Source organism: Pseudarthrobacter sp. PvP090 (genome assembly GCF_040547365.1).
In the GTDB taxonomy this organism is placed as follows: Bacteria; Actinomycetota; Actinomycetes; order Actinomycetales; family Micrococcaceae; genus Arthrobacter.
The window spans coordinates 18871-39528 of sequence record NZ_JBEPPO010000007.1; the positions used below are offsets into that span (position 1 = coordinate 18871).

Genomic DNA, 20658 nt, shown 5'->3' on the forward strand with positions numbered 1-20658 from the left:
CCGTTTTGAGCCCCCAAAAGGGCGGTTACGGAGCAGCCGTTAGTGCGTTCGCGGTCAGGGCCTGCGCCGTGAGGGAACGGTGCAGGTGGCTGCGCTGTTCGGTGATGATCCGGCGCAGCGCCCGCGGGGCGTCCGGGTGTTCGGCCAGCCAGCTGTCCGTCCGGGCGATGACCGCGTGCGTGTCCGCAGTGCCGCCGTCCAGGTCCTGGCCGGACGGGTAGAGCCCGCGGACAATCCCGCTGGCGATTTCGATGCTGCGGCCGGCCCATACGTCTTCCAGGCACTCGAAGTACCGGTCCATGAATCCAATCAGCAGCGGTGCCGGGCCGGTGTTGAACCCGGCGATGGTCGCGCTGAGCAGCTGGTTGGAGAGCGAGGTGCCGTGCACCGCCGCCGCCCAGGCTGCCTCCTTGACGGCGGCCTCGGGGCGGGCCGCGAGGGCGGTGGCGTGTCCGGATCGGCCGGCGGCGGTGTTGTCCCGGGCCAGCTCCTCGTCGAGTTGCGCCACGGTGGCCTGCCCGTTGGCGGCCAGCGCGTGCCAGAAGTTCCAGCGCAGCTCCGCATCCACGGCCAGGCCCTCAATGACCGTGCTGCCGGACAGGACGCCGCGGAGCAGGTCCAGCCGGCTGCCGTCGAAGCGGCTGGCGGCGGCGACCGTGCGCGCCCACGCCAACTGGTGGTCCGAACCCGGCGCGGCCCGCTGGAACTCGTCTGCCGCGAGGGACAGGAAACCGTGGCGGACAGCGGCCCGCGCGCCCACGGGGACGTAGCGCTCGATCGCGGTGGCCGCGTTGCCCAGGACGTTGAGCAGCACGCCGATGCCGGTTTCCGCGGGCCCGAAGCGCGTGACGGCGTCGACGTAGAGGGACGACGGCGTGACGGCGTCACGGGCCGAGTCCCAGAGGGCGGTCCAGCACAGGGCCCGGGCCATCGGATCGCTGAGCGCGCCCAGGGAGGCCCGTACGGTGGCTTCGGAGCGCGGGTCCAGCCGGACCTTGGCGTAGCTGAGGTCCTCGTCGTTGACCAGCAGCAGGGCCGGCCGGGCTTTCCCGGACAGGGCCGTCACCTCGGTCCGGGCCCCGCTGACGTCGGTCTCGATGCTGTCGGTGCGGACCAGGGCGCCGTCGTCGTCCATCCCGTAGAGGCCGATCCGCAGCCGGTGCGGCCGCGGCTCCTGCCGGCCCGTCGTCGGGTCCACGGCGTCCTGGATGATGGTGACCGTGCCGAGGACGCCGCCGTGCTCCTCGATCTCGCTGGTGAGGGTGGAGATCCCGGAAGTCTGCAACCACTGGCCGGCCCAGTCCGCGAGGTCCCGGCCGGAGGCGGCGCTGAGCGCGGCCAGCAGGTCCGCCAGGGTGGTGTTGGAGTAGGCGTGGTCCTTGAAGTACTGGCGCGAGCCGGCCACGAAGGCCTCGAAGCCCACGTAGGCCACCAGCTGCTTGAGGACCGAGGCGCCCTTGGCGTAGGTGATGCCGTCGAAGTTCTGTTTGGCAGCCTCGAGGTCGGGGATATCCGCGACGATCGGGTGCGTGGTCGGCAGCTGGTCCTGCACGTAGGCCCAGGCCTTGCGGTTGTTCGCGAAATTCACCCAGGCCGTGGCCCAGTCCGTGGTGCGGTCCACGCCGAGGGTGCCCATGTAGTCCGCGAAGGACTCCTTAAGCCACAGGTCGTCCCACCACTGCATCGTGACGAGATCGCCGAACCACATGTGCGCCATCTCGTGCAGAAGGGTGTTGGCGCGCGCCTGGTACTGCGAATCGGCGGCCCGGGAGGTGAAGACGTAGCTTTCCGTGAAGGTCACCAGGCCGGGGTTCTCCATGGCGCCGAGGTTGTATTCGGGGACGAAGGCCTGGTCGTATTTCCCCCACGGGTACGGGAAGTCGAAGAGCTCGTTGAAGAAGTCCAGGCCGTTCCTGGTGAGGGCGAAGAGGGCCTCGGGGTCGAACGACGGCGCCATCGAGGCGCGGCAGTAGAGTGCCAGCGGCACCTCCAGGCTGGTGCCGTTGTCGAGCGTCCTGCTCCAGGAGTCCTCGGCCTTGAAGTACGGGCCGGCCAGCACCGTCGTGATGTACGTGGACATCGCCTTGGTGGGGGCGAAGTCCCAGCGGCTCGTGTCCGGATCGCTGGTGAGGAGCGTGCGCTGCGTTTCGATGCCGTTCGAGGACACCTGCCAGGCGGAGGGTGCCATGACGTGGAAGGTGAATTCCGCCTTGAGGTCAGGCTGTTCGAAGTTGGCGAAGACCCGGCGGGCGTCGGCGGGCTCGTACTGGGTGTAGAGGTAGCACTGGCCGTCGGCCGGGTCGAAGAAGCGGTGCATGCCCTCGCCGGAGGTGCTGTACAGCGCGGTGCCGGTGACGGTGACCTGGTTCTCCGCCTGGAGGTTGTCGAGCCGGATCCGGGAGCCGTCCACGACGTCGGCGACCGCCAGTCCCTTGCCGTTGAGGAAGACGCTGTGCACCTCGCTGCCGATGAAGTCCAGGAACGTCGAGGCCCCGGGCTTGCCCGCGGAGAAGGTGATCACGCTCCGGCTCGTGTAGCCGGCGACGTCCGGATCCGCAGCCTGCCGGACGTCCAGGGAGACGTCGTAGCTGTGGGTGGTGATCAGGGCGGAGCGGGTTGCGGCTTCATCGCGGCGCAGGTTCTGGTTCGACACCCCGCTATCTAATCATGAGGAACGCGGCGCCCAGCCCCAGCCCGGCGATCAGCAGCCACGACGCCAGCGCGGCCAGCAGGGCCCGGGCCCCGGTGTGCAGCAACTCGCCCACCCGCACCGCCGAGCCGAGGCCGAAGAGCGCCATCCCCAGCAGCACGTCCTGGAGGACCGCGGCGGCGTCAAGGACCCCGGGGGAGAGCCAGCCCGTGGTGCGCAGGGCCGCCAGGGCGACGAAGCCGAGCACGAACAACGGGACGATGGGCGGCCGCTTCAAGCCGTCGCCGGCGTCGGCGCTGCTGCGGTGGTGCAGCCCGGCGGCGGCGACCATGGGCGCCAGGAGGATCACCCGGGTGAGTTTGACGACGACGGCGACGGCCAGCGCCGACGCCCCGGCCGTCTGCGCGGTGGCCACCACCTGGCCGACGTCGTGCACCGACGCCCCGGCCCAGGCGCCGAAGACGGCGGGGCTGAGCCCCAGCGGCCCGATGAGCAGCGGCAGCACACCGATGGCGAGGGTGCCGCACAGGGTCACGAGGGCCACCGGGAGCACGGTGTCGTGCTGCCGGATCCGGCGTGCCGCTGCCATCGCCCCGATCGCCGAGGCCCCGCAGATGGAAAAGCCGGTGGCGATCAGCAGCGACACCGGTGGCGGCAGCCGGAACAGCCGGCTGATGCCGTACGTTCCGGCGAACGCGGCCAGGACCACGCCCGTGATCAGCAGCAGCGCGGCCCAGCCGAGTCCAAGCACATCGACGAGGCTGACCTTCAGGCCCAGGACCACGATCCCGGCGCGCATCAGGTGCTTGCCGGCGAAATCCAGGCCCGGCCGGCCCTGGCCTGCGGTCCAGCCGGACAGCCCCGGGAAATTCGCGGCGAGGAGCCCGAACGCCACGGCCAGCGTCATGGCCGGGAGCACCGGGACCATGCTGTGGACGGCGAGGGCCAGCACGACGGCGGCGGCGGCGGACAGCAGGCCCGGCAGCAGGCCCGGCAACGGGTCGGCCCGGGTCAGCGGTTTGAGCGTAAACGGTGGCACGTGTCTACCTTGACGCAAGCGCCGGGAAAAGCCGTAAACGCCACGGCGGCCGCCGGCCGGGAGCGCCCGGGCCGGCGGCACGCGGACGGCGCGACACCCGGCGGTTTCCCGCGCCCCGGCGCCACGCTCCAGCGGGCGCCGAAATGATTTCGCAACAAAAAGGTGATTGTCTAGTGACATGTCTGACCTATTCCAGGATTACTCGGTGGCCGCCGAACGCTCCGGCGCCTACGACGAGATGTTTACCCCCGAGCAACAGCCCCGGCAGTCCTACGGGCAGGTTGCCGGAGCCCTGCAGGAACTTTCGCTGGCCGACGTCACCGCCCGGGCCGATTCCATGGCCCGGACCTTCCTGGACCGCGGTGTCACGTTCGACTTCGCGGGGGAGGAGCGGCCCTTCCCGCTCGACATCGTGCCCCGGGTCATCCCGGCGGACGAGTGGACCGTGCTGGAGAAGGGCGTGGCGCAGCGCGTCCGCGCGCTCGAGGCATTCCTCAACGACGTCTACGACAAGATGGCCGTGGTGGCCGACGGCGTCATCCCGCGCCAGCTCGTCACGACGAGCGCCCACTTCCACCGCCAGGTGCACGGCTTCGAGCCCGCCGGCGGCGTCCGCGTCCATATCTCCGGCATCGACGTTGTCCGCGACGCCGCCGGGACGTTCCGGGTCCTCGAGGACAATGTCCGCGTCCCCTCCGGTGTCAGCTACGTCCTGGAGAACCGCCGCGCGATGGCCAAGGGCCTGCCCGAGGCTTTTGGCCAGCAGCTCATCCGGCCGGTCGAAGAGTATCCCCGCCGGCTGCTGTCCGCCCTCCGCAAGACGGCACCGTCCGGCGTCGACGACCCCACCGTGGTGGTCCTGACCCCCGGCGTCTTCAACAGCGCCTACTTCGAGCACACCCTGCTCGCCGGCCTGATGGGTGTGGAACTCGTCGAAGGACGCGACCTCATCTGCCGCGGCAACCGCGTCTACATGCGCACCACCGCCGGTGAGCAGCGCGTGGACGTGATCTACAAGCGCATCGACGACGAGTTCCTGGACCCGCTGCAGTTCCGCGCCGATTCCATGCTCGGCTGCCCGGGCCTGGTCAACGCGGCCCGCGCCGGCGGCGTCACCATCGCCAACGCCGTGGGCAACGGCGTCGCCGATGACAAGCTGGTCTACAGCTACGTCCCGGACCTGATCCGCTACTACCTCAATGAAGAACCCGTGATCGCCAACGTGGACACGTTCCGGCTGGAAGAAAAAGCAGCCCGGGAAGAGGTCCTGGACCGTCTTGACGAACTCGTGGTCAAGCCCGTGGACGGGTCCGGCGGCAAGGGCCTGGTGATCGGCCCGGACGCGACCAAGGAGGAGCTGGAGGCGCTGCGCAAGCGCGTCATCGCGGACCCCCGCGGCTGGATCGCGCAGCCGGTCCTGCAGCTGTCCACGGTTCCCACGCTCAGCGGCGACAAGTTCGGCCCGCGGCACGTGGACCTGCGCCCCTTCGCAGTCAACGACGGCGACGACGTCTGGGTCCTGCCCGGCGGGCTGACCCGGGTGGCGCTCAAGGAAGGCTCCCTGATCGTCAACTCCAGCCAGGGCGGCGGTTCCAAGGACACCTGGGTGCTGGCGGACTCTCCGGAGGTTCCGGTGGAGACCCTGCCCCGCCCGGCCATCACGGTCCGCGAACGGGTCTCGGTCTGGCCGGTCGAGAGCAACTGGCGCGACAGCCAGAAGGAGCAGCAGCAGTGAGCCGCGGCGCCGTGTCGATCGTCGTTCCGCCGAATTCTTCTTTTCAGATTTCCGATGCGCTGGAGGTAACCGCGAATGCTTAGCCGTATCGCCGAGTCACTGTTTTGGATCGGCCGCTATGTGGAACGGGCTGACGGCACTGCCCGGATCCTCGACGTCCACCTCGAGCGGCTCAACCACCTGCCGATGGAGGAACAGCGCAGCGTGGCGCAGGAACTCCTCGCCGTCATGGGCGCCCGTGCGCAAAGCGAGGAGTTCGGCCTCCCCGAACTCCTGAACGCGCTGGCCTACGACAAGCAGAGCGCCACGTCCATTGCCGGTTCCCTGGGCGCGGCCCGGGAAAACGCCCGGCGCGCCCGGGAAACCGTGTCATCCGGGCTGTGGGAGAGCCTGAACACCACCTACTACGGGCTCAACCAGCACCGCAAGGACGTCGTCGGCACCTACCGTTTCTGCAACTGGGTGCTGGAACGCACGGCCATGGTCAGCGGCCTCGCGGACACCACGGTGAGCCACGACGAGAGCTGGCAGTTCCTCGTGCTGGGCCGCTCGCTCGAACGCGCCGACATGACCGCGCGGATGCTCTCCACCCGGGACGTCCTCTCCGCGGGCATGTCGTGGGTGAACATGCTCCGCTGCGCGGGCGCGTACGAGTCGTTCCTGCGGACCCGCCGCGCGGCCTTCGGCGACCAGCACGCGGCCGAGTTCCTGCTGCTGGACCGGTTGTTCCCGCGGTCCATCGTGTATGCGCTGCGCGACGCCGACGAGTGCCTGGCCAAGCTGGACCCCTCGGCCCAGCGCGTCGGCTTCATCAACGACGCGCGCCGGATCGTGGGGCAGGCCCGCACGTTCCTCGAGTTCCACCGCACCGATGACCTCATGTCGGAACTGCCGGAGCACATGGAGCGCGTGCAGAAGGCCGTCTCGCAGGCCTCGGACGCCATTTCCCGTAAGTACTTCAATCAGGCAGACGAACTGGCCTGGGTGGGAGAAGTTTCATGACCCGGCTGAGCATCATCCACAAGACGGCGTACAAGTACAACAAACGCGTCACGCTCTCCTACAACGAGGCCCGCATGACCCCGCTGACGGATCCCCAGCAGGTGGTGCTGGAGTCCTCGCTGAAGGTCTCGCCGTCCCAGGCCGCCCTGAGCAGCTACCGCGACTACTGGGGCACCCGCGTCACGGCCTTCGACATGCAGATGCCGCACGAGCACCTCGAGGTCCTGTCCACCACCACCGTCGAGGTGCACCGCGCGGAAAGGATCCCGGCGGAGGCCGACATCGTCGGCTGGGACGTCCTCGACGCCCCGGAGACCCTCAACAAGTTCAGCGACTGGATCCCGCAGTCGCAGCTCACCGGGCCGGGCGCCGAAGTGCTCGGGATCATTCCCGGCGTCGTTGACGGGCGCAATCCGCACGAGGCCGCCATGGCGGTCTTCGAGTGGATGCGCGGCGAAATGACCTACATGAAGGGCTCCACCGGCGTCACCACGAACGCCGAGGAGGCCTGGAACCAGCGCCAGGGCGTCTGCCAGGACCTCGCGCACCTGGCCATCGGCGCCCTGCGCAGCCGGGGCATCCCCGCCCGCTATGTGTCCGGCTACCTGCACCCGCGGTCGACGGCGGAACTCGGCGAGACGGTCGCCGGGCAGTCCCATGCCTGGCTGGAATGGTGGGACGGCGAATGGCGCAGCTGGGACCCCACCAACCACAAGCCGGCCGGCGACTTCCACGTGACTGTGGCGCGGGGCCGTGACTACCGCGATGTGCCCCCGCTCAAGGGCATCCTGTCCGGCGGCGGCGGCTCCGCCCTCAGCGTGAGCGTGGAGATCACCCGCCTGGCCTGAATCCCCGCACCCCCCGGTGTTGCGCTACCACTTTTGGCTGTTCTGGGGTCCCAGAACAGCCAAAAGTGATAGCGCAACGGTGATACGCGGGGGTTATTCGAGCCCGGAGCGGGTGGCGTCATCCAGCGGTGTCCACCACGTCAGCGGCGGTACCACCTTGAACCGGCGTCCCGTCACGGTGTCCGGGGTGATCCTGACGAAGTGTTCCTTCTTGCCGGCCTGCCACGGGAACAGCAGCAGCCCCACGGTGTCCATGACCTCCTGCTGGTTCTGCACCGGCGCGGCCTGCCCCTTGATCACAACACTCCAGGCGATGCCGCTGTCGGCGTCGACGCCGTCGGCCTCCACAGCCACCGGGGTGTCGCTCGTGGCCGCCTGGAGCTTGGTGCCGTCCGCCGTGCGGAACACCAGGGTGCCGTGGTCCACCTTGTAGTTGATCGGAAAAATGTCGGGATGGTCGTCCACCCAGACCGCGAGCCGGCCCACGGAGACGCCGCGTAACAGACGCCAGCATTCGTGGTGGTCGAGGTTCTCAACTTCGTGTGCCTGCTGGTTTTTTCCCGGCTTCGGATCAGTACTCATGGCGGCGAGCCTACGCCAGGCACACGGCTACGGGGTAGGGGATAAGGTCACAATCCGAAGCAATATCGTCCGCCTTCTGGGGTCTTTGACCCCGTGTCGGGGTATTCTGGCATCACTATCGTCAGCGCGGACGATCGTTGTGTGTTGTATCGAATTGGGGCCATGAGTATGTATTCAATGGGGGAACTACCGGACCAGGCCGCCACTGAGCCACAGCCCATGATTGACGGTGTCCTCAAGGGCTTCGTTTCCAGGGCTGAGGAACTGCTCCAGTCCCAGGAACGGATGGCCGGGCTGCTGGAGGCAGTCGTCGCCGTCGCCGAGGACCTCAGCCTCGATGCTGTGCTGGAACGCGTTGTGCAGTCCGCCTGCCGCCTGCTCCACGCCCGCTATGGCGCCCTGGGCGTCATCGGAGACGACCAGGCACTCAGCCACTTCATCACGGTCGGCATCGACCAGGAGATGGCCCACCGGATCGGGCCGCTGCCCACCGGCCACGGAGTCCTGGGGCTCCTGATTTCCGAACCCCGTCCGCTGCGGCTTCACGACTTGCGCGAGCATCCGGAATCCTACGGCTTCCCGGCGAACCATCCGCCCATGAAGTCCTTCCTCGGCGTCCCGGTACGGGTCCGGGACGTGGTCTTCGGGAACCTTTATCTGACGGAAAAGGAAGATGGCAGCGACTTCACGGCCGAGGACGAGGGCCTGGCCGTGGCCTTGGCGGCCGCCGCTGGGGTGGCCATTGAAAATGCCCGTCTCTACGACGACGCCCGGCGCCGGGCCCGCTGGCTGGAGGCCTGCATGGACGTCTCGGGGCTGATGCTCAGCAACGACCGGGACTACACCTCCGGCGGGCTGGACCCCATTGCAAGCCGGGCCCTGCAGGAGTCCGGGTCGCAGTTGGCCCTTCTGGTGGCGCCCGCCACCGACGGCCGCGGCCACACCGTCGCCGGAGCCGCCGGAAAGCGCAGTCCGCAGTTCTCCGGCCGTTCGCTGAGCCTCGATTCGCCGTTGCTGGAGAGTGTCCTGGACGGTGGCGAGCCCGTGGTGCTTGACGACGCCTCCGCCCTCTTCGGCGAGATCGACGGCGGCATCACCGGCCCGCTGCTGGCGGTGGCGCTGAGCACGCAGGGAGCGCACCACGGGCTCCTGCTGCTGATACGGGACCCGCACTCTTTGCGCTACGCCCGCACGGACATCGAGATGGGGGCTGTCTTCGGTTCCCACGTCGCACTCGCCCTGGAACTCGCCCGTGTCCACCGCCTCCGCGAGGAGCTGCTGGTCTTCACCGACCGGGACCGGATCGCCCGCGACCTCCACGACCTCGTGATCCAGCGGCTGTTCGCGGCCGGCCTCAGCGTCCAGAGCCTGACCCGTTTTACCAAGGATGAGCTTGCCACCGAGCGGATCCGCAATATCACCGGCGAGCTGGACGAGGCGATCCGAAGCCTGCGGGACACCATCTACTCGCTCAAGAGCAGCAGCGGCGGGACGGAACTGCTCAGCGGGCGGATCCGGCGGGTAACACGCAGTTCGGCGAAGTCCATGCCGTTCACGCCGCGCCTGATCATCACGGGCCCGGTGGACGCCGTGACGCCGGACAAGGCGGACAATGTTGTGGCCGTGGTCTCGGAGGGGCTCAGCAACGCCATCAGGCATTCCGGCGCGGACACCATTTCTGTTTCGGTGGGCGTGGTCAAGGGCCGGGTGACGGTGGTCATCACGGACAACGGAGCCGGCTTCGCCGAACCACAAAGACGGAGGGGACTCGCCAACCTGGAAGACCGCGCCCGCATGCTGGACGGCGAATGCACCATCACGAGCGAGCCCGACGCCGGCACGAGCCTTGAGTGGTCCGTGCCGCTCTAGCCGCCGGCGGCTGGAGCGGCTGTCACGAGGTCAGCTAGCGGACACTGTGCGGGCGGTTGGCTTCGGCATGGCTTGCGGGCGGTACCGGTGAGGAGGGCCCGGCGATGAAAACGGCGGCCTGGGTCCGGCGTTCAAAACCCAGTTTGGCCAGCAGGGACGAAACGTAGTTCTTGACCGTCTTCTCCGCCAGGAACATTTCCGCGGCTATCTGGCGGTTCGTCAGACCGCCGCCCACCAGTTCCAGGACCCGGCGCTCCTGCGGCGTGAGGGAGGACGTCCTGGGGTCCACCTCTTCGGCCTCGACCAGGCTGTCAACGATGCCGGCGGCGACCCCTTCCGCAAAGAGCGATTCGCCGGCGGCCGCCCGGCGCAGTGCCCCGATCAGGTCGGTGCCGCCGATTTCCTTGAGCACGTAGCCGCTTGCGCCGGCCAGCACGGCGCCGCGCAGGGCCTGCTCGTCATCGAAGCTGGTCAGGATAATGCAGTTCAGCGACGGGTCGACCGAGCGCACGTCCCGGCAGACCTCAATACCGGTCCCGTCCGGCAGCCGGGCATCGAGAACACTGACATCCGGATGGAGGGCGGGAATGCGGCGGGTCGCCTCGACGGCGGAACCCGAACTGCCGACGACCTGGAAGCCCTCACCCTCGAGGAGTTCCTGAAGTCCGCGCCTGACGAGTTCGTGGTCATCCAGGATGAAAACCCGGATGACGGCCGGTGCTCCGTCGGGTGCAGCGAGACCTGCGTCTGCCCAGGCAATCATGATTCTCCTGTCCGGCGGCTTGCGCTGCCATGAGTGGTGAGGTGCTCCCCAGCCTGTTTTCCGCAGATGGGGCCTGCGGGTCGTGCCTGTTCAATCCATTGTCGCTGAGCGGGGCGCCACCGGCGCCGTCGCCGCTGCTATTGCCGCGTGGTCCCCGTTGTTACATTGTCCACTCCGGGAGCCTGTTATGTTCCCGGCGACTGCAATTCTTCTCCGGGCAGCGGGCCCCGGCAAGGGTCCTTGGTCCTGCCGGACCGGGCCGGCGGGCTGTCCACGATGACTTTCGGCCCTACCTGCTTCCACGGCCAGCACGCACTATAGGCTGGATGCGACAGCCGTATGACGAAGGGATCTGCCATGACCGAAGCCAGGGACATCCGGACCATTGTGGTGGGGGTTGATGGTTCCGATGCGTCGGTGGAGGCGCTTCGCCAGGCCCAAAGCCTCGCCGTGCCGCTCTCGGCGACGCTGGTGGCGCTGGCCAGCTGGGACGTCCCTCCGGTATACGACGGTTACGTCGCGATGGGAATTGATGACTTCGACGTCCGTGCCGGGGAAATCCTGCAGGAGACGGTGGAGAAGGCCTTTGGGGCGGACACGCCGGCCAACGTCGAGACCCGCCTCGTGCAAGGTCACCCCCGGCACACCCTGATTGAGGCCAGCCGGGACGCCGACCTGGTGGTGGTGGGACGCCGCGGGCACGGTGGGTTCGGCGGCATGCTGATCGGTTCCGTGAGCTCCGCCCTCGTGGCCCACGCCCATTGCCCCGTCCTTGTCGTCCATTCGCCCGAGGTGAAGGCCGCCAAGTAGGGCCGGGCGGGGCCACCTCGAGTCGATCAGGGCTGGCCGGCTGGGGCTTTGCCGATCGACGGGGGCCCTATTCGAACGAGGTCCGGCGTGGATCGGAGAGCCGCGTGCTCCACAGGTCCGGACGGTTGACCTTGAACCGGCGCCCGGTCAGGGCCTTCGGGGAGAGCCGGATGTAATAGTCCTTGTCGCCGGGCTGCCACGGTTCCAGCATCAGGGCGTCGACGGCTTCCTTCTCCTGCTGGTTTTCAATCAGTTCTGCCTCGCCGCGGGCAACCACGCTCCAGGCCTGCTGTTCGTGGGAGTCGTAACCGTCGATTTCGAAGGCGATGGGCTTGGCCGTCATCGCCGCCCACAGTTTGGTGCCCCCGGCGGTGCGGAACACAATCGAGCGGCGTTCAAGCGCGAAGTTCACCGGGAAGATCTCCGGATGGCCGTCCACAATGAGGGCGATCCGCCCCACGACCTCGGTGTCCAGCAGCACCCAGCACTGGTCCATGGAGATTCCGAAATCGGGCGCAGGCGTCGTCTCTGTGTTCATGTGGACCCACGTTACGTACTGTGCCGGGCCCCCATTAGGGCCATTAGGCCCGTAGCCCCCACCGGCCGGCCCTGATAAAGGCGGCGGCCTACCAGGGGCTCGGCTTGTAGTCCTTCAGGAAGACGCCGAACTGGTCCTCGCCCGACTCGCCCATAACGATCGGGTCGTAGACCCGGGCGGCCCCGTCGACGAGGTCCAGGGGAGCGTGGAAGCCCTCCTCCATGAGCCGGACCTTGGTGTAGTGCGGGCGCTCGTCCGTTATCCAGCCGGTGTCCACGGCGGTCATCAGGATGCCGTCCTCGTCCAGCATCTCCTGGGCGCTGGTCCGGGTCATCATGTTCAGCGCCGCTTTGGCCATGTTCGTGTGCGGGTGGCCGGGACCCTTGTAGGCGCGGGAGAACTGGCCCTCCATGGCGCTGACGTTCACGATGTACTTACGCCGGGCGTCGGAGCGCTTCATCGCCCCGCGGAGCCGGCTGACGAGCAGGAACGGTGCGGTGACGTTGCACAGCTGGACTTCGAGCATTTCGAGGGGATCCACCTCGTCCACCACCTGGGTCCAGCTGTTGATGCTGGCCAGGTCGGGAACCAGGCCGCCGGCGTCGATGGCAGTGCCGGAGGCGATGCGCTCCAGCGAGGCGGAACCGGTGGACAGCGCCAGCGAGGTGATCGCGTCCCCGGCCAGCACCGGGTGCTCCAGGACGGTGCTGGCCAGGGCCAGCGGGTGCTTGTCGTGGGCGTGGCCGAAGGTCACGAGTTCCGGGCCGCCGTTGGCCGCCTGGAGGGCCGCGGGGAGGGGCTCGTCCTCGGCGTCGACCAGCGGCTTGTAGGCGTTGCCGGAGCGGCGCACGGTCTGGGCGGCGTTGTTGATGATGATGTCGAGCGGGCCGGCGGCGTTGAGCGAGTCGGTCAGCGCCATCACCTGCGAGGGATCCCGCAGGTCAATGCCGACGATCCGCAGCCGGTGCAGCCACTCGCCGCTGTCTTCCATCGCGGCGAAGCGCCGCGCGGCGTCCTTGGGGAAGCGGGTGGTGATGGTGGTGTGGGCGCCGTCGCGGAGCAGCCGCAGCGCGATGTACATGCCGATCTTGGCCCGGCCGCCGGTCAGGAGGGCGCGGCGTCCGCTCAGGTCCGTCCGGGCGTCCCGCTTGCTGTGGCTGAACGCGGCGCATTCCGGGCACAGCTGGTGGTAGAAGGCATCCACCTGGGTGAAGTGCTGCTTGCAGATGTAGCAGGGCCTGGACTTGATCAGGTGCCCGGCGATGCTCCCTGTCGTGGAGGGGGCGAGCTTGTTGCCGCGGGTTTCGTCGTCTATCCGGTCCGGGGCCGCCGTCGCCGTCTGGGCGATCACGGCGCGGTCGGCTTCGGCGATCAGATCCCGCTTGCTGACCCGGCGGTGGCGCTTGACGGCCTTGAACATCTTGCCGGTGGCACGGCGCACCGAAACGTAGTCCGGGTGCTCCTCGTCGTAGGCGTGGATGCTGTTCAGGACCTTCAGGCAGGCCTGGATTTCCTCGGGGGTCAGATCGGAGGGCAGATCGGGGGAGCTCATTGCCCCAATTTTACAGCCTGCGGGGAGCCCGGCCCGACGCCGGGTCCGGGCTCCCGCTGCAGCTGTTCAGGCTCAGGGGGCGTTGCTTGACCGCGGAGCCGAGACGCCGACGGCGGCAGCCTGGACTTCCGCCACCTTGTCCACTGATTCCCGCAGGGCGGGCCAGTGCTCCGTGGCGGCCTTGACCGCGTCCGGCACCAGGATCAGGTTGGCGGCCGACAGGGCGCGCTCCTCCTCGCCGGGCTCCGGGACGAGCTGTCCCTTGGACAGGACGGTGATGCCCGAGTCGGTGACCTTGAAGCCGCGGGCCCGGTCCAGTTCGGGGTCGAGTCCGATCGCGGCGCCCGCCGGGACCTTGACGTTCTTATCGATGATGGCCCGCTTGACGACGGCGCCTTCGCCGATGTTGACCTTGTCCATCAGGACGGAGTCGAGCACCCGGCTGGACGTGCCGACGTAGACGTCGTTGGACAGCACGGAGCCCTCCACAATGCCGCCGGAGATCACGGTGCCGCTGGCCACGATCGAATCCAGGGCCGTGCCGACCGTGTTTTTCTGGCCGCGGACGAACTTGGCCGGCGGGGAGATGCTCTGGCGCGTGTAGATCGGCCATTCCGAGTTGTAGAGGTTGAAGACCGGCACGGGCGAGATGAGGTCCATGTGCGCGTCGTAGAACGAGTCGATGGTCCCGACGTCGCGCCAGTAGGTGCGGTCGCGTTCGGTGGAGCCGGGGATCTGGTTCAGCGTGAAATCGTAGACCCCGGCCTCGCCCTTGTCGACGAAGTAGGGAATGATATCCCCGCCCATGTCGTGCTTGGTGTCCAGGCGCTCGGCGTCGACATGCAGGGCCTCGACCAGGGCGTCTGCGTCGAAGACGTAGTTGCCCATGGACGCGAGGAACTGGGTGGGGTCCGCGGCCAGCCCCGGGGTGGAGGACGGCTTCTCGACGAAGGCGGCGATCCTCTCCGGGTTGTCCTGGTCCACTTCGATCACACCGAACTGGTCCGCCATGTGCAGCGGCTGGCGGACTGCCGCGACAGTGGCCTTGGCGCCGCTGGCGACGTGCTGGTCAACCATTTGGGCGAAGTCCATCCGGTAGACGTGGTCCGCGCCCACGACGACGACGATGTCCGGGTTGGCGTCATGGATGAGGTTCAGGGACTGGTAGATGGCGTTGGCGCTGCCGAGGAACCAACTCTTGCCCACACGCTGCTGCGCGGGGACCGACGCGATGTAATTGCCCAGTTGCGTAGACATCCGCCACGTTTCGGAAATGTGGCGGTCCAGGCTGTGCGATTTGTACTGCGTCAGGACAACGATCTGCAAATAGCGGGAATTGACCAGGTTCGATAACGCAAAGTCAATGAGCCGGTAACTTCCAGCAAACGGGACGCCGGGTTTAGCCCGGTCCGCCGTCAGCGGCATGAGCCGGTTTCCCTCGCCACCTGCGAGGACAATGGCCAAAACTTTCTTATTCGGCATGGTGATCGCTCCTGAACGCCTTTGTACTTCCCCAAAACAGTCCGGCACGCCCGAACGTCTTCACACTAGATCAGTTCCACCGTAACGACTACCTTGGGGTTTGTGCGTATAGACATTGTGACCAAAGAATTCCCGCCCGAAATCTATGGCGGCGCCGGGGTCCACGTGGCCGAACTCAGCAGGGTGCTTGCCCAGCACGTGGATTTGCAGGTGCGCGCCTTCGGCGCGCCCCGTGAACCCGGGTATCACGGCGCGACGGTGACGTCCTACGCCGTGCCCGAGGATCTCGGCGGGGCGAACGCCGCACTGCAGACCCTCGGGGTGGATCTGCGGATCGTTCCGGACATCGCCGGCGCCGACGTGGTGCATTCGCACACCTGGTACGCCAACATGGCCGGACACATCGCTTCGCTGCTGCACGGCATCCCGCATGTGCTCAGCGCCCACAGCCTGGAGCCGCTGCGCCCGTGGAAGGCCGAGCAGCTCGGCGGCGGTTACGCCCTGTCCTCCTGGGTGGAAAAAACCGCCTACGAGGCCGCGGCAGCCATCATCGCCGTGTCTGAGGGCATGCGCCAGGACATTCTCCGCAGCTACCCCGAGGTGGATCCGGCGAAGGTCAAGGTGGTGCACAACGGCATCGACGTGAGCCTGTGGAACCGGGACGAGGGCGAGGACGTCGTGCGCGCCCTCGGGATTGACCCGTCCCGGCCGAGCGTGGTCTTCGTGGGCCGCAACACCCGGCAGAAGGGCGTGCCCTACCTGCTGCGCGCTGCCGCCAAGCTGCCCGCCGACGTCCAGCTGGTACTGTGCCTCGGTGCGGCCGACACCCCGGAGCTGGCGGCCGAAACTGCCCGCCTGATCGAGCAGCTGCAGGCCCAGCGCAGCGGTGTCATCCTGGTGGAGCGGATGCTGCCGCGCAACGAACTCATCCAGGTCCTCAGCCACGCCACAGCGTTCGCGTGCCCGTCCATCTACGAGCCGCTGGGCATCGTCAACCTGGAGGCCATGGCCTGCGGCGCCGCCGTCGTGGCCAGTGCCACCGGCGGGATCCCGGAGGTTGTCCAGCATGGCGAGACCGGGCTGCTGGTGGACATCGAGCAGGTGACGGACGGGACCGGCACTCCGCTGGATCCGGAGAAGTTCGTCACCGAGTTCGCCGCCGCACTGACCGAGGTTGTGTCCGATCCCGCGCGGGCCCGGGCCATGGGCCAGGCCGGCCGGCGCCGGGCCGAGGAGCACTTCTCCTGGGAATCCATCACGGAAACCACCCTCGAGGTCTACCGTTCGGTGCTCCCCGCGGGTTCCTGACCCTCTGCCCGGAAGAACAGACGACGACGGCGCCGCCCCGGCTCAGGGGGCGGCGCCGTCGTCGTAGACGCCGTCGTTGAATGACGGCCGGGTCAGGCGCCGGGCGCCCTCGTCCCGTGGCTCTTTCGGGCCAGCAGGATCTTCTCGTCCACCGGGGCGTCGCCGCTGGCACGCTGGGTGCGGAAGTACCCGCGCGCCTCGTCCTGGCGGAGCTTCTCTGCGCCCGTGGCAATCTCGGCGCGGAGGTGTTCGGGGCCGAACCCGAAGGCGTCGACCAAGTCCAGGGCGTGCGGGCGGATCTTCACGAGCAGGCGGTTGATGTAGTCGCCCACGGTCCGGGCGCGGTGCATGGAGAGCCGGCCGTTCATCAGGTACCAGGCCAGGTTGTCCTCGATCAGGGACAGCCCGAAGAGGTCGCGCAGCCAGGTCAGGACCTTCCTGGTGCCCGGGTCCGTGACCGTGCCCAGCGCTTCGGTGAAGGCCTCCCACTGCAGCAGCTCGGCGTGCGCCTGGGCGGCCTCGATGAGCTCGTTCTGGTGGCTGTTGAACAAGGCCGCGCCCTGCTGCTGCGGCAGCTTGTTCGCGCCCTTGAGGGCGGAGCCGACGTCGGCGACCATGGTCTGCACCCGGTCGGTCAGCAGTGCGCGCTGGCTTGCCTCGTCCTTGATCGCGATGGCGGCCTTCTGCACCGAACCGGAATCCGCCATGAACTGCGCGACACCGCGCAGGCCGGTCCGGTGGATGGCGGCGCCGGTGGCCTGGCCGACCACGTAGCGGGCCAGCACGCCGAAGTTCACCGTGCGGAATTCCTTGGCGTAATCGGCCAGCAGCCGTTTGGCGACCAGCTGCAGCAGGACCGTGTTGTCACCTTCGAAGGTGGCGTAGACGTCGAGGTCGGCGCGCAGCGAGGCGAAGCGGTTCTCGATCAGGAAGCCGGCGCCGCCGCAGGCTTCGCGGCATTCCTGCAGGGTGTCGAGCGCGTGCCAGGTGCTGAGCGGTTTGAGCGCGGCCGCGAGGGTTTCCAGGTCCTGGCGGTCCTCGTCCGTGTCAGCACGGCCGGAGAAAACGTCGTCGAATTTCTGCAGCAGCTGTTCACTGGCGAAACCGGCGGCGTACGTGGTGGCCAGGCGGGTGAAGAGCCGGCGCTGGTGCCGCTGGTAGTCCAGCAGCACTTCCTCGTCAGTCTGCGAGGAGGCGTTGAACTGGCGCCGTTCCGTGGCGTACTGGATTGCCGTTTTCAGGGCGAGCTTCGACGCGGTGACTGCGGCGCCGTCGAGCGAGACGCGGCCCTGGACGAGGGTGCCGAGCATGGTGAAGAAGCGGCGGCCCGGGCTCGCGATGGGGGAGCTGTAGCTTCCGTCGGCGTCGACGTTGCCGTAGCGGTTGAGCAGGTGGGTGCGCGGAATCCTGACCTGCGTGAAGTGCAGCCGGCCGTTGTCGATGCCGTTCAGTCCGCCCTTGACGCCGTCGTCCTCGCCGCCGATGCCGGGCAGGAACTCCTTCGTGTCGGGGTCGCGGAGGTCCATGTAGAAGGCGTGGACGCCGTGGTTCACGCCCTGCGTCACCAGCTGGGCGAAGACGACGGCGGCGACGCCGTCCACGGCGGCGTTGCCGATGTAGTCCTTCCACGCTGCCCGGAACGGCGTATGCACCACGAATTCCTCGGTGGCCGGGTCGTAGGTGGCGGTGGTGGCGATGCTGGCGACGTCAGAACCGTGCCCGGTCTCCGTCATGGCGAAACAGCCCGGAATGTCCAGGTTCATGATGCCGGGCAGCCACTTCCGGTGGTGCTCCCCGGTGCCGAGGTGGTTCACGGCGGAGCCGAACAGCCCCCACTGGACTCCGGCCTTGATCTGCAGCGAAGGGTCGGCGATGACGAGTTCCTGGAACCCGGCCACGTTGCCGCCGTGTTCATCGGCGCCTCCGACGGACGCGGGGAAGGCCCGGTGCACGGCACCGTTGTCCACCAGGACCTTGAGCTGGCCGAAGGCGCGGCGGCGGTGCTCGGTGTGGGTGAGGCCCTCCGTCTTGTGCAGTTCCGGCTGGCCTGCGAGTATCCGCGCGGTGCGGCGTGTGTCGGCCCACTTCCCCAACAGCAGCTCGCCCAGCGCGGCAACGTCGACGACGGGAGCCGCCGCAGCATGCGCGCCGGGCGTGGCAGCCGGGCGGGGGGAGCCCGGCACCGCGGCCGGGACGGTTGCGGGGGAGCCCGCGGAGCGGTCGGCTAGTTCGGTCATGTCGATTCCTTCGTTGGTTCTGACAAGGTCGGTGCTGAAGCGGGTGGTGAAGTGGGTGGTGAAGCCGGTGCCGCGGTGCGCAGTTCGGGTGCAATGCCGAGGCAGAGCCAGTCGGTGATCTGGCGCGCCATGGCCTCCTGGTCGGGTTTGGCGGGGGACGCCGGACTGGCCAGCCACTGTTCGCCGGCGTTCCGGACAAGTCCGATGGCCGCGTTCGGCCAGTACCCGATCACGGCCTCGCGCCCGGCCGAGTCGCCAAGGTGGCTGCGCATCGGCCGGGCGATCATGTCGCTGATCGCCGCGAAGAAATGGCCCAGGGCGCCTGCGGTGGCGATGGTTCCGCTCGTGGCGTCGCCGGGGGCGTAGCGCGTGACAAAGGCGTACACATTGGGGCTGGTTTCCGCCATCTGCAGGTACGCAGACACCATCGCCAGCAGCCCCTCGCGGGGCGTCTGGGCGCTCTGGGCTGCTTCCTGGATGCGGCGCTGCATCTGGCTCAGCACGACTTCGCCCACGGCCTGCTGGAGCCCGGCCTTGTCCCCGAAGTACCGGTAGAACACGGACTTGGAGGTCCCCGCCGCGGCAGCAATGTCCTCCATGGACGCATCACTGCCCAGTCTGTGCACGGCCTTGCGGGCTGACTTGATCAGTTCCCGGCGGCGCTCTTCACGGTGCGACTGCCAGCGCGAAGCGCGGCCGTCCACGCTGCCGCCGGGAAGGTCACTCTGGGGGATGTTCACGATACCCAGCGTATCAGGTACGCTGGGTATCGGTAACCGCTTTGATCAAAGGAGACAGCCCATGTCCGTCCACGGACAGTCCGCACCCGGACCAAAGGAATCAACCACCCCGGAAACGGCCGGCGCGGCCACGGCAGCCGCCGCCACAGCAGCAGCTTCCATTTCCGCGGCAAGCCCCGCAGGACGCTCCGCAGCAACGGCGCCGCAGCTGCGCAAGGCGGTCATCGTTGGCGGCAACCGCATTCCCTTTGCCCGCACCGGGGGCGCCTACACCAAATCCTCCAACCAGGACATGCTGACCGCGGCCCTGGACGGTCTCATCGCCCGGTTCGGGCTGCAGGACGAACGCATCGGCGAGGTTGCCGCCGGCGCGGTGCTCAAGCACTCCCGTGACTTCAACCTGACGCGGGAAGCCGTGCTCGGCTCCGCACTGTCGGCCGAGACCCCCGCCTACGACCTGCAGCAGGCCTGCGCCACCGGGCTGGAAACGGTCCTCGGCCTCGCCAACAAGATCAAACTCGGCCAGATCGACTCGGCGATCGCCGGCGGCGTCGACTCCGCCTCGGACGCCCCCATCGCCGTGAGCGAGGGCCTGCGCGAAGTGCTCCTGGACCTGAACCGGGCCAAGACGCTGCCGCAGCGGCTGCAGGTCCTCAGCCGTCTCCGGCCCAAGGACCTCGCCCCGGACGCGCCCAACACGGGCGAACCGCGCACCGGCCTGTCCATGGGGGAACACCAGGCGCTCACGACGGCGCAGTGGAAGATCACCCGGGAGGCGCAGGACGAACTGGCCTTCAACAGCCACCGCAACCTCGCCGCTGCCTACGACGCCGGCTTCTTCGATGATCTGCTCACGCCCTACCGCGGCCTCACCCGCGACTCCAACCTGCGGGCCGACACGAGCCTCGAGAAGCTCGCCACCCTCAAGCCCGTCTTCGGCAAGAACCTGGGATCCGCGGCCACCATGACGGCAGGGAACTCCACCCCGCTCACTGACGGCGCCTCCACCGTGCTGCTCGCGGCCGAGGAGTGGGCGGATGCCCATGACCTGCCCAAGCTGGCCACCGTCGTTGACGGGGAGGCGGCCGCGGTCGACTTCGTTCACGGCAAGGACGGCCTGCTGATGGCTCCGGCGTTCGCCGTGCCGCGGCTGCTGGCCCGCAACGGGCTCAGCCTGGATGACATTGATTTCTTCGAGATCCATGAGGCCTTCGCCGGTACCGTGCTGAGCACCCTGGCCGCGTGGGAGGACGAGGAGTTCGGCCGTACACGGCTCGGCCTGGACGGGGCCTTCGGCAGCATCGACCGGACCAGGCTCAACGTCAACGGGTCCTCCCTCGCGGCGGGCCACCCCTTCGCGGCCACCGGCGGCCGGATTGTGGCGTCCCTCGCGAAAATGCTGCACGCCAGGGGCGACGTTGACGGCCGACCGGCCCGCGGGCTCATCTCCATCTGCGCGGCCGGCGGCCAGGGCGTCGTCGCTATTCTTGAAGCACTCTAGGG

Annotated in this window: 16 protein-coding genes; 7 read left to right on the forward strand and 9 right to left on the reverse strand. The window is 68.3% G+C overall.

What is annotated here, in order from left to right; translation table 11 throughout:
• Nucleotides 1–25: 25 nt before the first annotated feature.
• Together pepN and ABIC21_RS09700 are read right to left on the reverse strand one after the other, a co-directional pair.
• Entirely contained in the window at nucleotides 26–2653 is a 2628-nt protein-coding gene (gene pepN / locus ABIC21_RS09695; protein WP_354350192.1) for an aminopeptidase N, read from the reverse strand.
• Nucleotides 2654–2657: 4 nt separating this feature from the next.
• Nucleotides 2658–3689, reverse strand: a complete 1032-nt coding sequence (locus ABIC21_RS09700) for a YeiH family protein (protein WP_354350193.1) — start codon at nucleotides 3687–3689, stop codon at nucleotides 2658–2660.
• Between the two features lie 178 nt (nucleotides 3690–3867).
• Here ABIC21_RS09700 and ABIC21_RS09705 point away from each other — a divergent pair, with 178 nt between their 5' ends.
• The 3 genes from ABIC21_RS09705 (at nucleotide 3868) to ABIC21_RS09715 (ending at nucleotide 7274) form a co-directional block, all read left to right on the forward strand.
• Entirely contained in the window at nucleotides 3868–5424 is a 1557-nt protein-coding gene (locus tag ABIC21_RS09705; protein ID WP_354350194.1) for a circularly permuted type 2 ATP-grasp protein, read from the forward strand.
• A 75-nt stretch (nucleotides 5425–5499) separates the two neighbouring features.
• Entirely contained in the window at nucleotides 5500–6426 is a 927-nt protein-coding gene (locus ABIC21_RS09710) for an alpha-E domain-containing protein (protein ID WP_354350195.1), read from the forward strand.
• Complete coding sequence (locus ABIC21_RS09715) at nucleotides 6423–7274, forward strand: transglutaminase family protein (protein WP_354350196.1); 852 nt, start codon at nucleotides 6423–6425, stop codon at nucleotides 7272–7274. Before ABIC21_RS09710 ends, ABIC21_RS09715 begins: the two co-directional genes overlap by 4 nt.
• A gap of 93 nt (nucleotides 7275–7367) precedes the next feature.
• On the opposite strand, the gene ABIC21_RS09720 is transcribed toward ABIC21_RS09715, so the two are convergent.
• Entirely contained in the window at nucleotides 7368–7856 is a 489-nt protein-coding gene (locus ABIC21_RS09720; protein ID WP_354350197.1) for a pyridoxamine 5'-phosphate oxidase family protein, read from the reverse strand.
• A gap of 168 nt (nucleotides 7857–8024) precedes the next feature.
• On the opposite strand from ABIC21_RS09720, the gene ABIC21_RS09725 reads away from it, so the two are divergent.
• A complete protein-coding gene (locus tag ABIC21_RS09725) occupies nucleotides 8025–9725 on the forward strand; it encodes a sensor histidine kinase (RefSeq protein ID WP_354350387.1) in 1701 nt (566 codons plus the stop codon).
• Nucleotides 9726–9759: 34 nt separating this feature from the next.
• On the opposite strand, the gene ABIC21_RS09730 is transcribed toward ABIC21_RS09725, so the two are convergent.
• Entirely contained in the window at nucleotides 9760–10488 is a 729-nt protein-coding gene (locus ABIC21_RS09730; protein ID WP_354350198.1) for a response regulator, read from the reverse strand.
• Between the two features lie 357 nt (nucleotides 10489–10845).
• Here ABIC21_RS09730 and ABIC21_RS09735 point away from each other — a divergent pair, with 357 nt between their 5' ends.
• Nucleotides 10846–11298: a universal stress protein gene (locus tag ABIC21_RS09735; RefSeq protein WP_354350199.1), complete on the forward strand. Its 453-nt coding sequence runs from the start codon at nucleotides 10846–10848 to the stop codon at nucleotides 11296–11298.
• A gap of 67 nt (nucleotides 11299–11365) precedes the next feature.
• On the opposite strand, the gene ABIC21_RS09740 is transcribed toward ABIC21_RS09735, so the two are convergent.
• The 3 genes from ABIC21_RS09740 to glgC all read right to left on the reverse strand — a co-directional run bounded on the left by ABIC21_RS09740 (nucleotide 11366) and on the right by glgC (nucleotide 14876).
• Complete coding sequence (locus ABIC21_RS09740; RefSeq protein WP_354350200.1) at nucleotides 11366–11836, reverse strand: pyridoxamine 5'-phosphate oxidase family protein; 471 nt, start codon at nucleotides 11834–11836, stop codon at nucleotides 11366–11368.
• Nucleotides 11837–11924: 88 nt separating this feature from the next.
• The gene (locus ABIC21_RS09745; protein ID WP_354350201.1) at nucleotides 11925–13388 is read right to left on the reverse strand and encodes an SDR family NAD(P)-dependent oxidoreductase; all 1464 of its coding nucleotides are present in this window, start codon (nucleotides 13386–13388) and stop codon (nucleotides 11925–11927) included.
• 72 nt (nucleotides 13389–13460) lie between these two features.
• Nucleotides 13461–14876: a glucose-1-phosphate adenylyltransferase gene (glgC, locus tag ABIC21_RS09750; RefSeq protein WP_354350388.1), complete on the reverse strand. Its 1416-nt coding sequence runs from the start codon at nucleotides 14874–14876 to the stop codon at nucleotides 13461–13463.
• Nucleotides 14877–14972: 96 nt separating this feature from the next.
• Between glgC and glgA the strand changes: the two genes are divergently transcribed.
• The gene (glgA, locus tag ABIC21_RS09755; protein ID WP_354350202.1) at nucleotides 14973–16178 is read left to right on the forward strand and encodes a glycogen synthase; all 1206 of its coding nucleotides are present in this window, start codon (nucleotides 14973–14975) and stop codon (nucleotides 16176–16178) included.
• 92 nt (nucleotides 16179–16270) lie between these two features.
• Here glgA and ABIC21_RS09760 read toward each other — a convergent pair whose 3' ends face one another.
• Both ABIC21_RS09760 and ABIC21_RS09765 read right to left on the reverse strand, forming a co-directional pair.
• Complete coding sequence (locus tag ABIC21_RS09760) at nucleotides 16271–18415, reverse strand: acyl-CoA dehydrogenase family protein (RefSeq protein ID WP_354350203.1); 2145 nt, start codon at nucleotides 18413–18415, stop codon at nucleotides 16271–16273.
• Complete coding sequence (locus ABIC21_RS09765; RefSeq protein ID WP_354350204.1) at nucleotides 18412–19155, reverse strand: TetR/AcrR family transcriptional regulator; 744 nt, start codon at nucleotides 19153–19155, stop codon at nucleotides 18412–18414. The genes ABIC21_RS09760 and ABIC21_RS09765 overlap by 4 nt, the downstream gene beginning before the upstream one ends.
• Before the next feature lie 61 nt (nucleotides 19156–19216).
• Between ABIC21_RS09765 and ABIC21_RS09770 the strand changes: the two genes are divergently transcribed.
• Nucleotides 19217–20656: an acetyl-CoA C-acetyltransferase gene (locus ABIC21_RS09770; RefSeq protein WP_354350205.1), complete on the forward strand. Its 1440-nt coding sequence runs from the start codon at nucleotides 19217–19219 to the stop codon at nucleotides 20654–20656.
• The last annotated feature ends 2 nt before the right edge of the window (nucleotides 20657–20658 follow it).

Bases quoted from the DNA above. Each gene is read 5' to 3' on its own strand.
- ABIC21_RS09705 (WP_354350194.1), top strand. From the start codon at position 3,868: ATGTCTGACCTATTCCAGGATTACTCGGTGGCCGCCGAACGCTCCGGC.
- ABIC21_RS09710 (WP_354350195.1), top strand. From the start codon at position 5,500: ATGCTTAGCCGTATCGCCGAGTCACTGTTTTGGATCGGCCGCTATGTG.
- ABIC21_RS09715 (WP_354350196.1), top strand. From the start codon at position 6,423: ATGACCCGGCTGAGCATCATCCACAAGACGGCGTACAAGTACAACAAA.
- ABIC21_RS09720 (WP_354350197.1), bottom strand. From the start codon at position 7,856: ATGAGTACTGATCCGAAGCCGGGAAAAAACCAGCAGGCACACGAAGTT.
- ABIC21_RS09725 (WP_354350387.1), top strand. From the start codon at position 8,025: ATGTATTCAATGGGGGAACTACCGGACCAGGCCGCCACTGAGCCACAG.
- ABIC21_RS09730 (WP_354350198.1), bottom strand. From the start codon at position 10,488: ATGATTGCCTGGGCAGACGCAGGTCTCGCTGCACCCGACGGAGCACCG.
- ABIC21_RS09735 (WP_354350199.1), top strand. From the start codon at position 10,846: ATGACCGAAGCCAGGGACATCCGGACCATTGTGGTGGGGGTTGATGGT.
- ABIC21_RS09740 (WP_354350200.1), bottom strand. From the start codon at position 11,836: ATGAACACAGAGACGACGCCTGCGCCCGATTTCGGAATCTCCATGGAC.
- ABIC21_RS09745 (WP_354350201.1), bottom strand. From the start codon at position 13,388: ATGAGCTCCCCCGATCTGCCCTCCGATCTGACCCCCGAGGAAATCCAG.
- ABIC21_RS09760 (WP_354350203.1), bottom strand. From the start codon at position 18,415: ATGACCGAACTAGCCGACCGCTCCGCGGGCTCCCCCGCAACCGTCCCG.
- ABIC21_RS09770 (WP_354350205.1), top strand. From the start codon at position 19,217: ATGTCCGTCCACGGACAGTCCGCACCCGGACCAAAGGAATCAACCACC.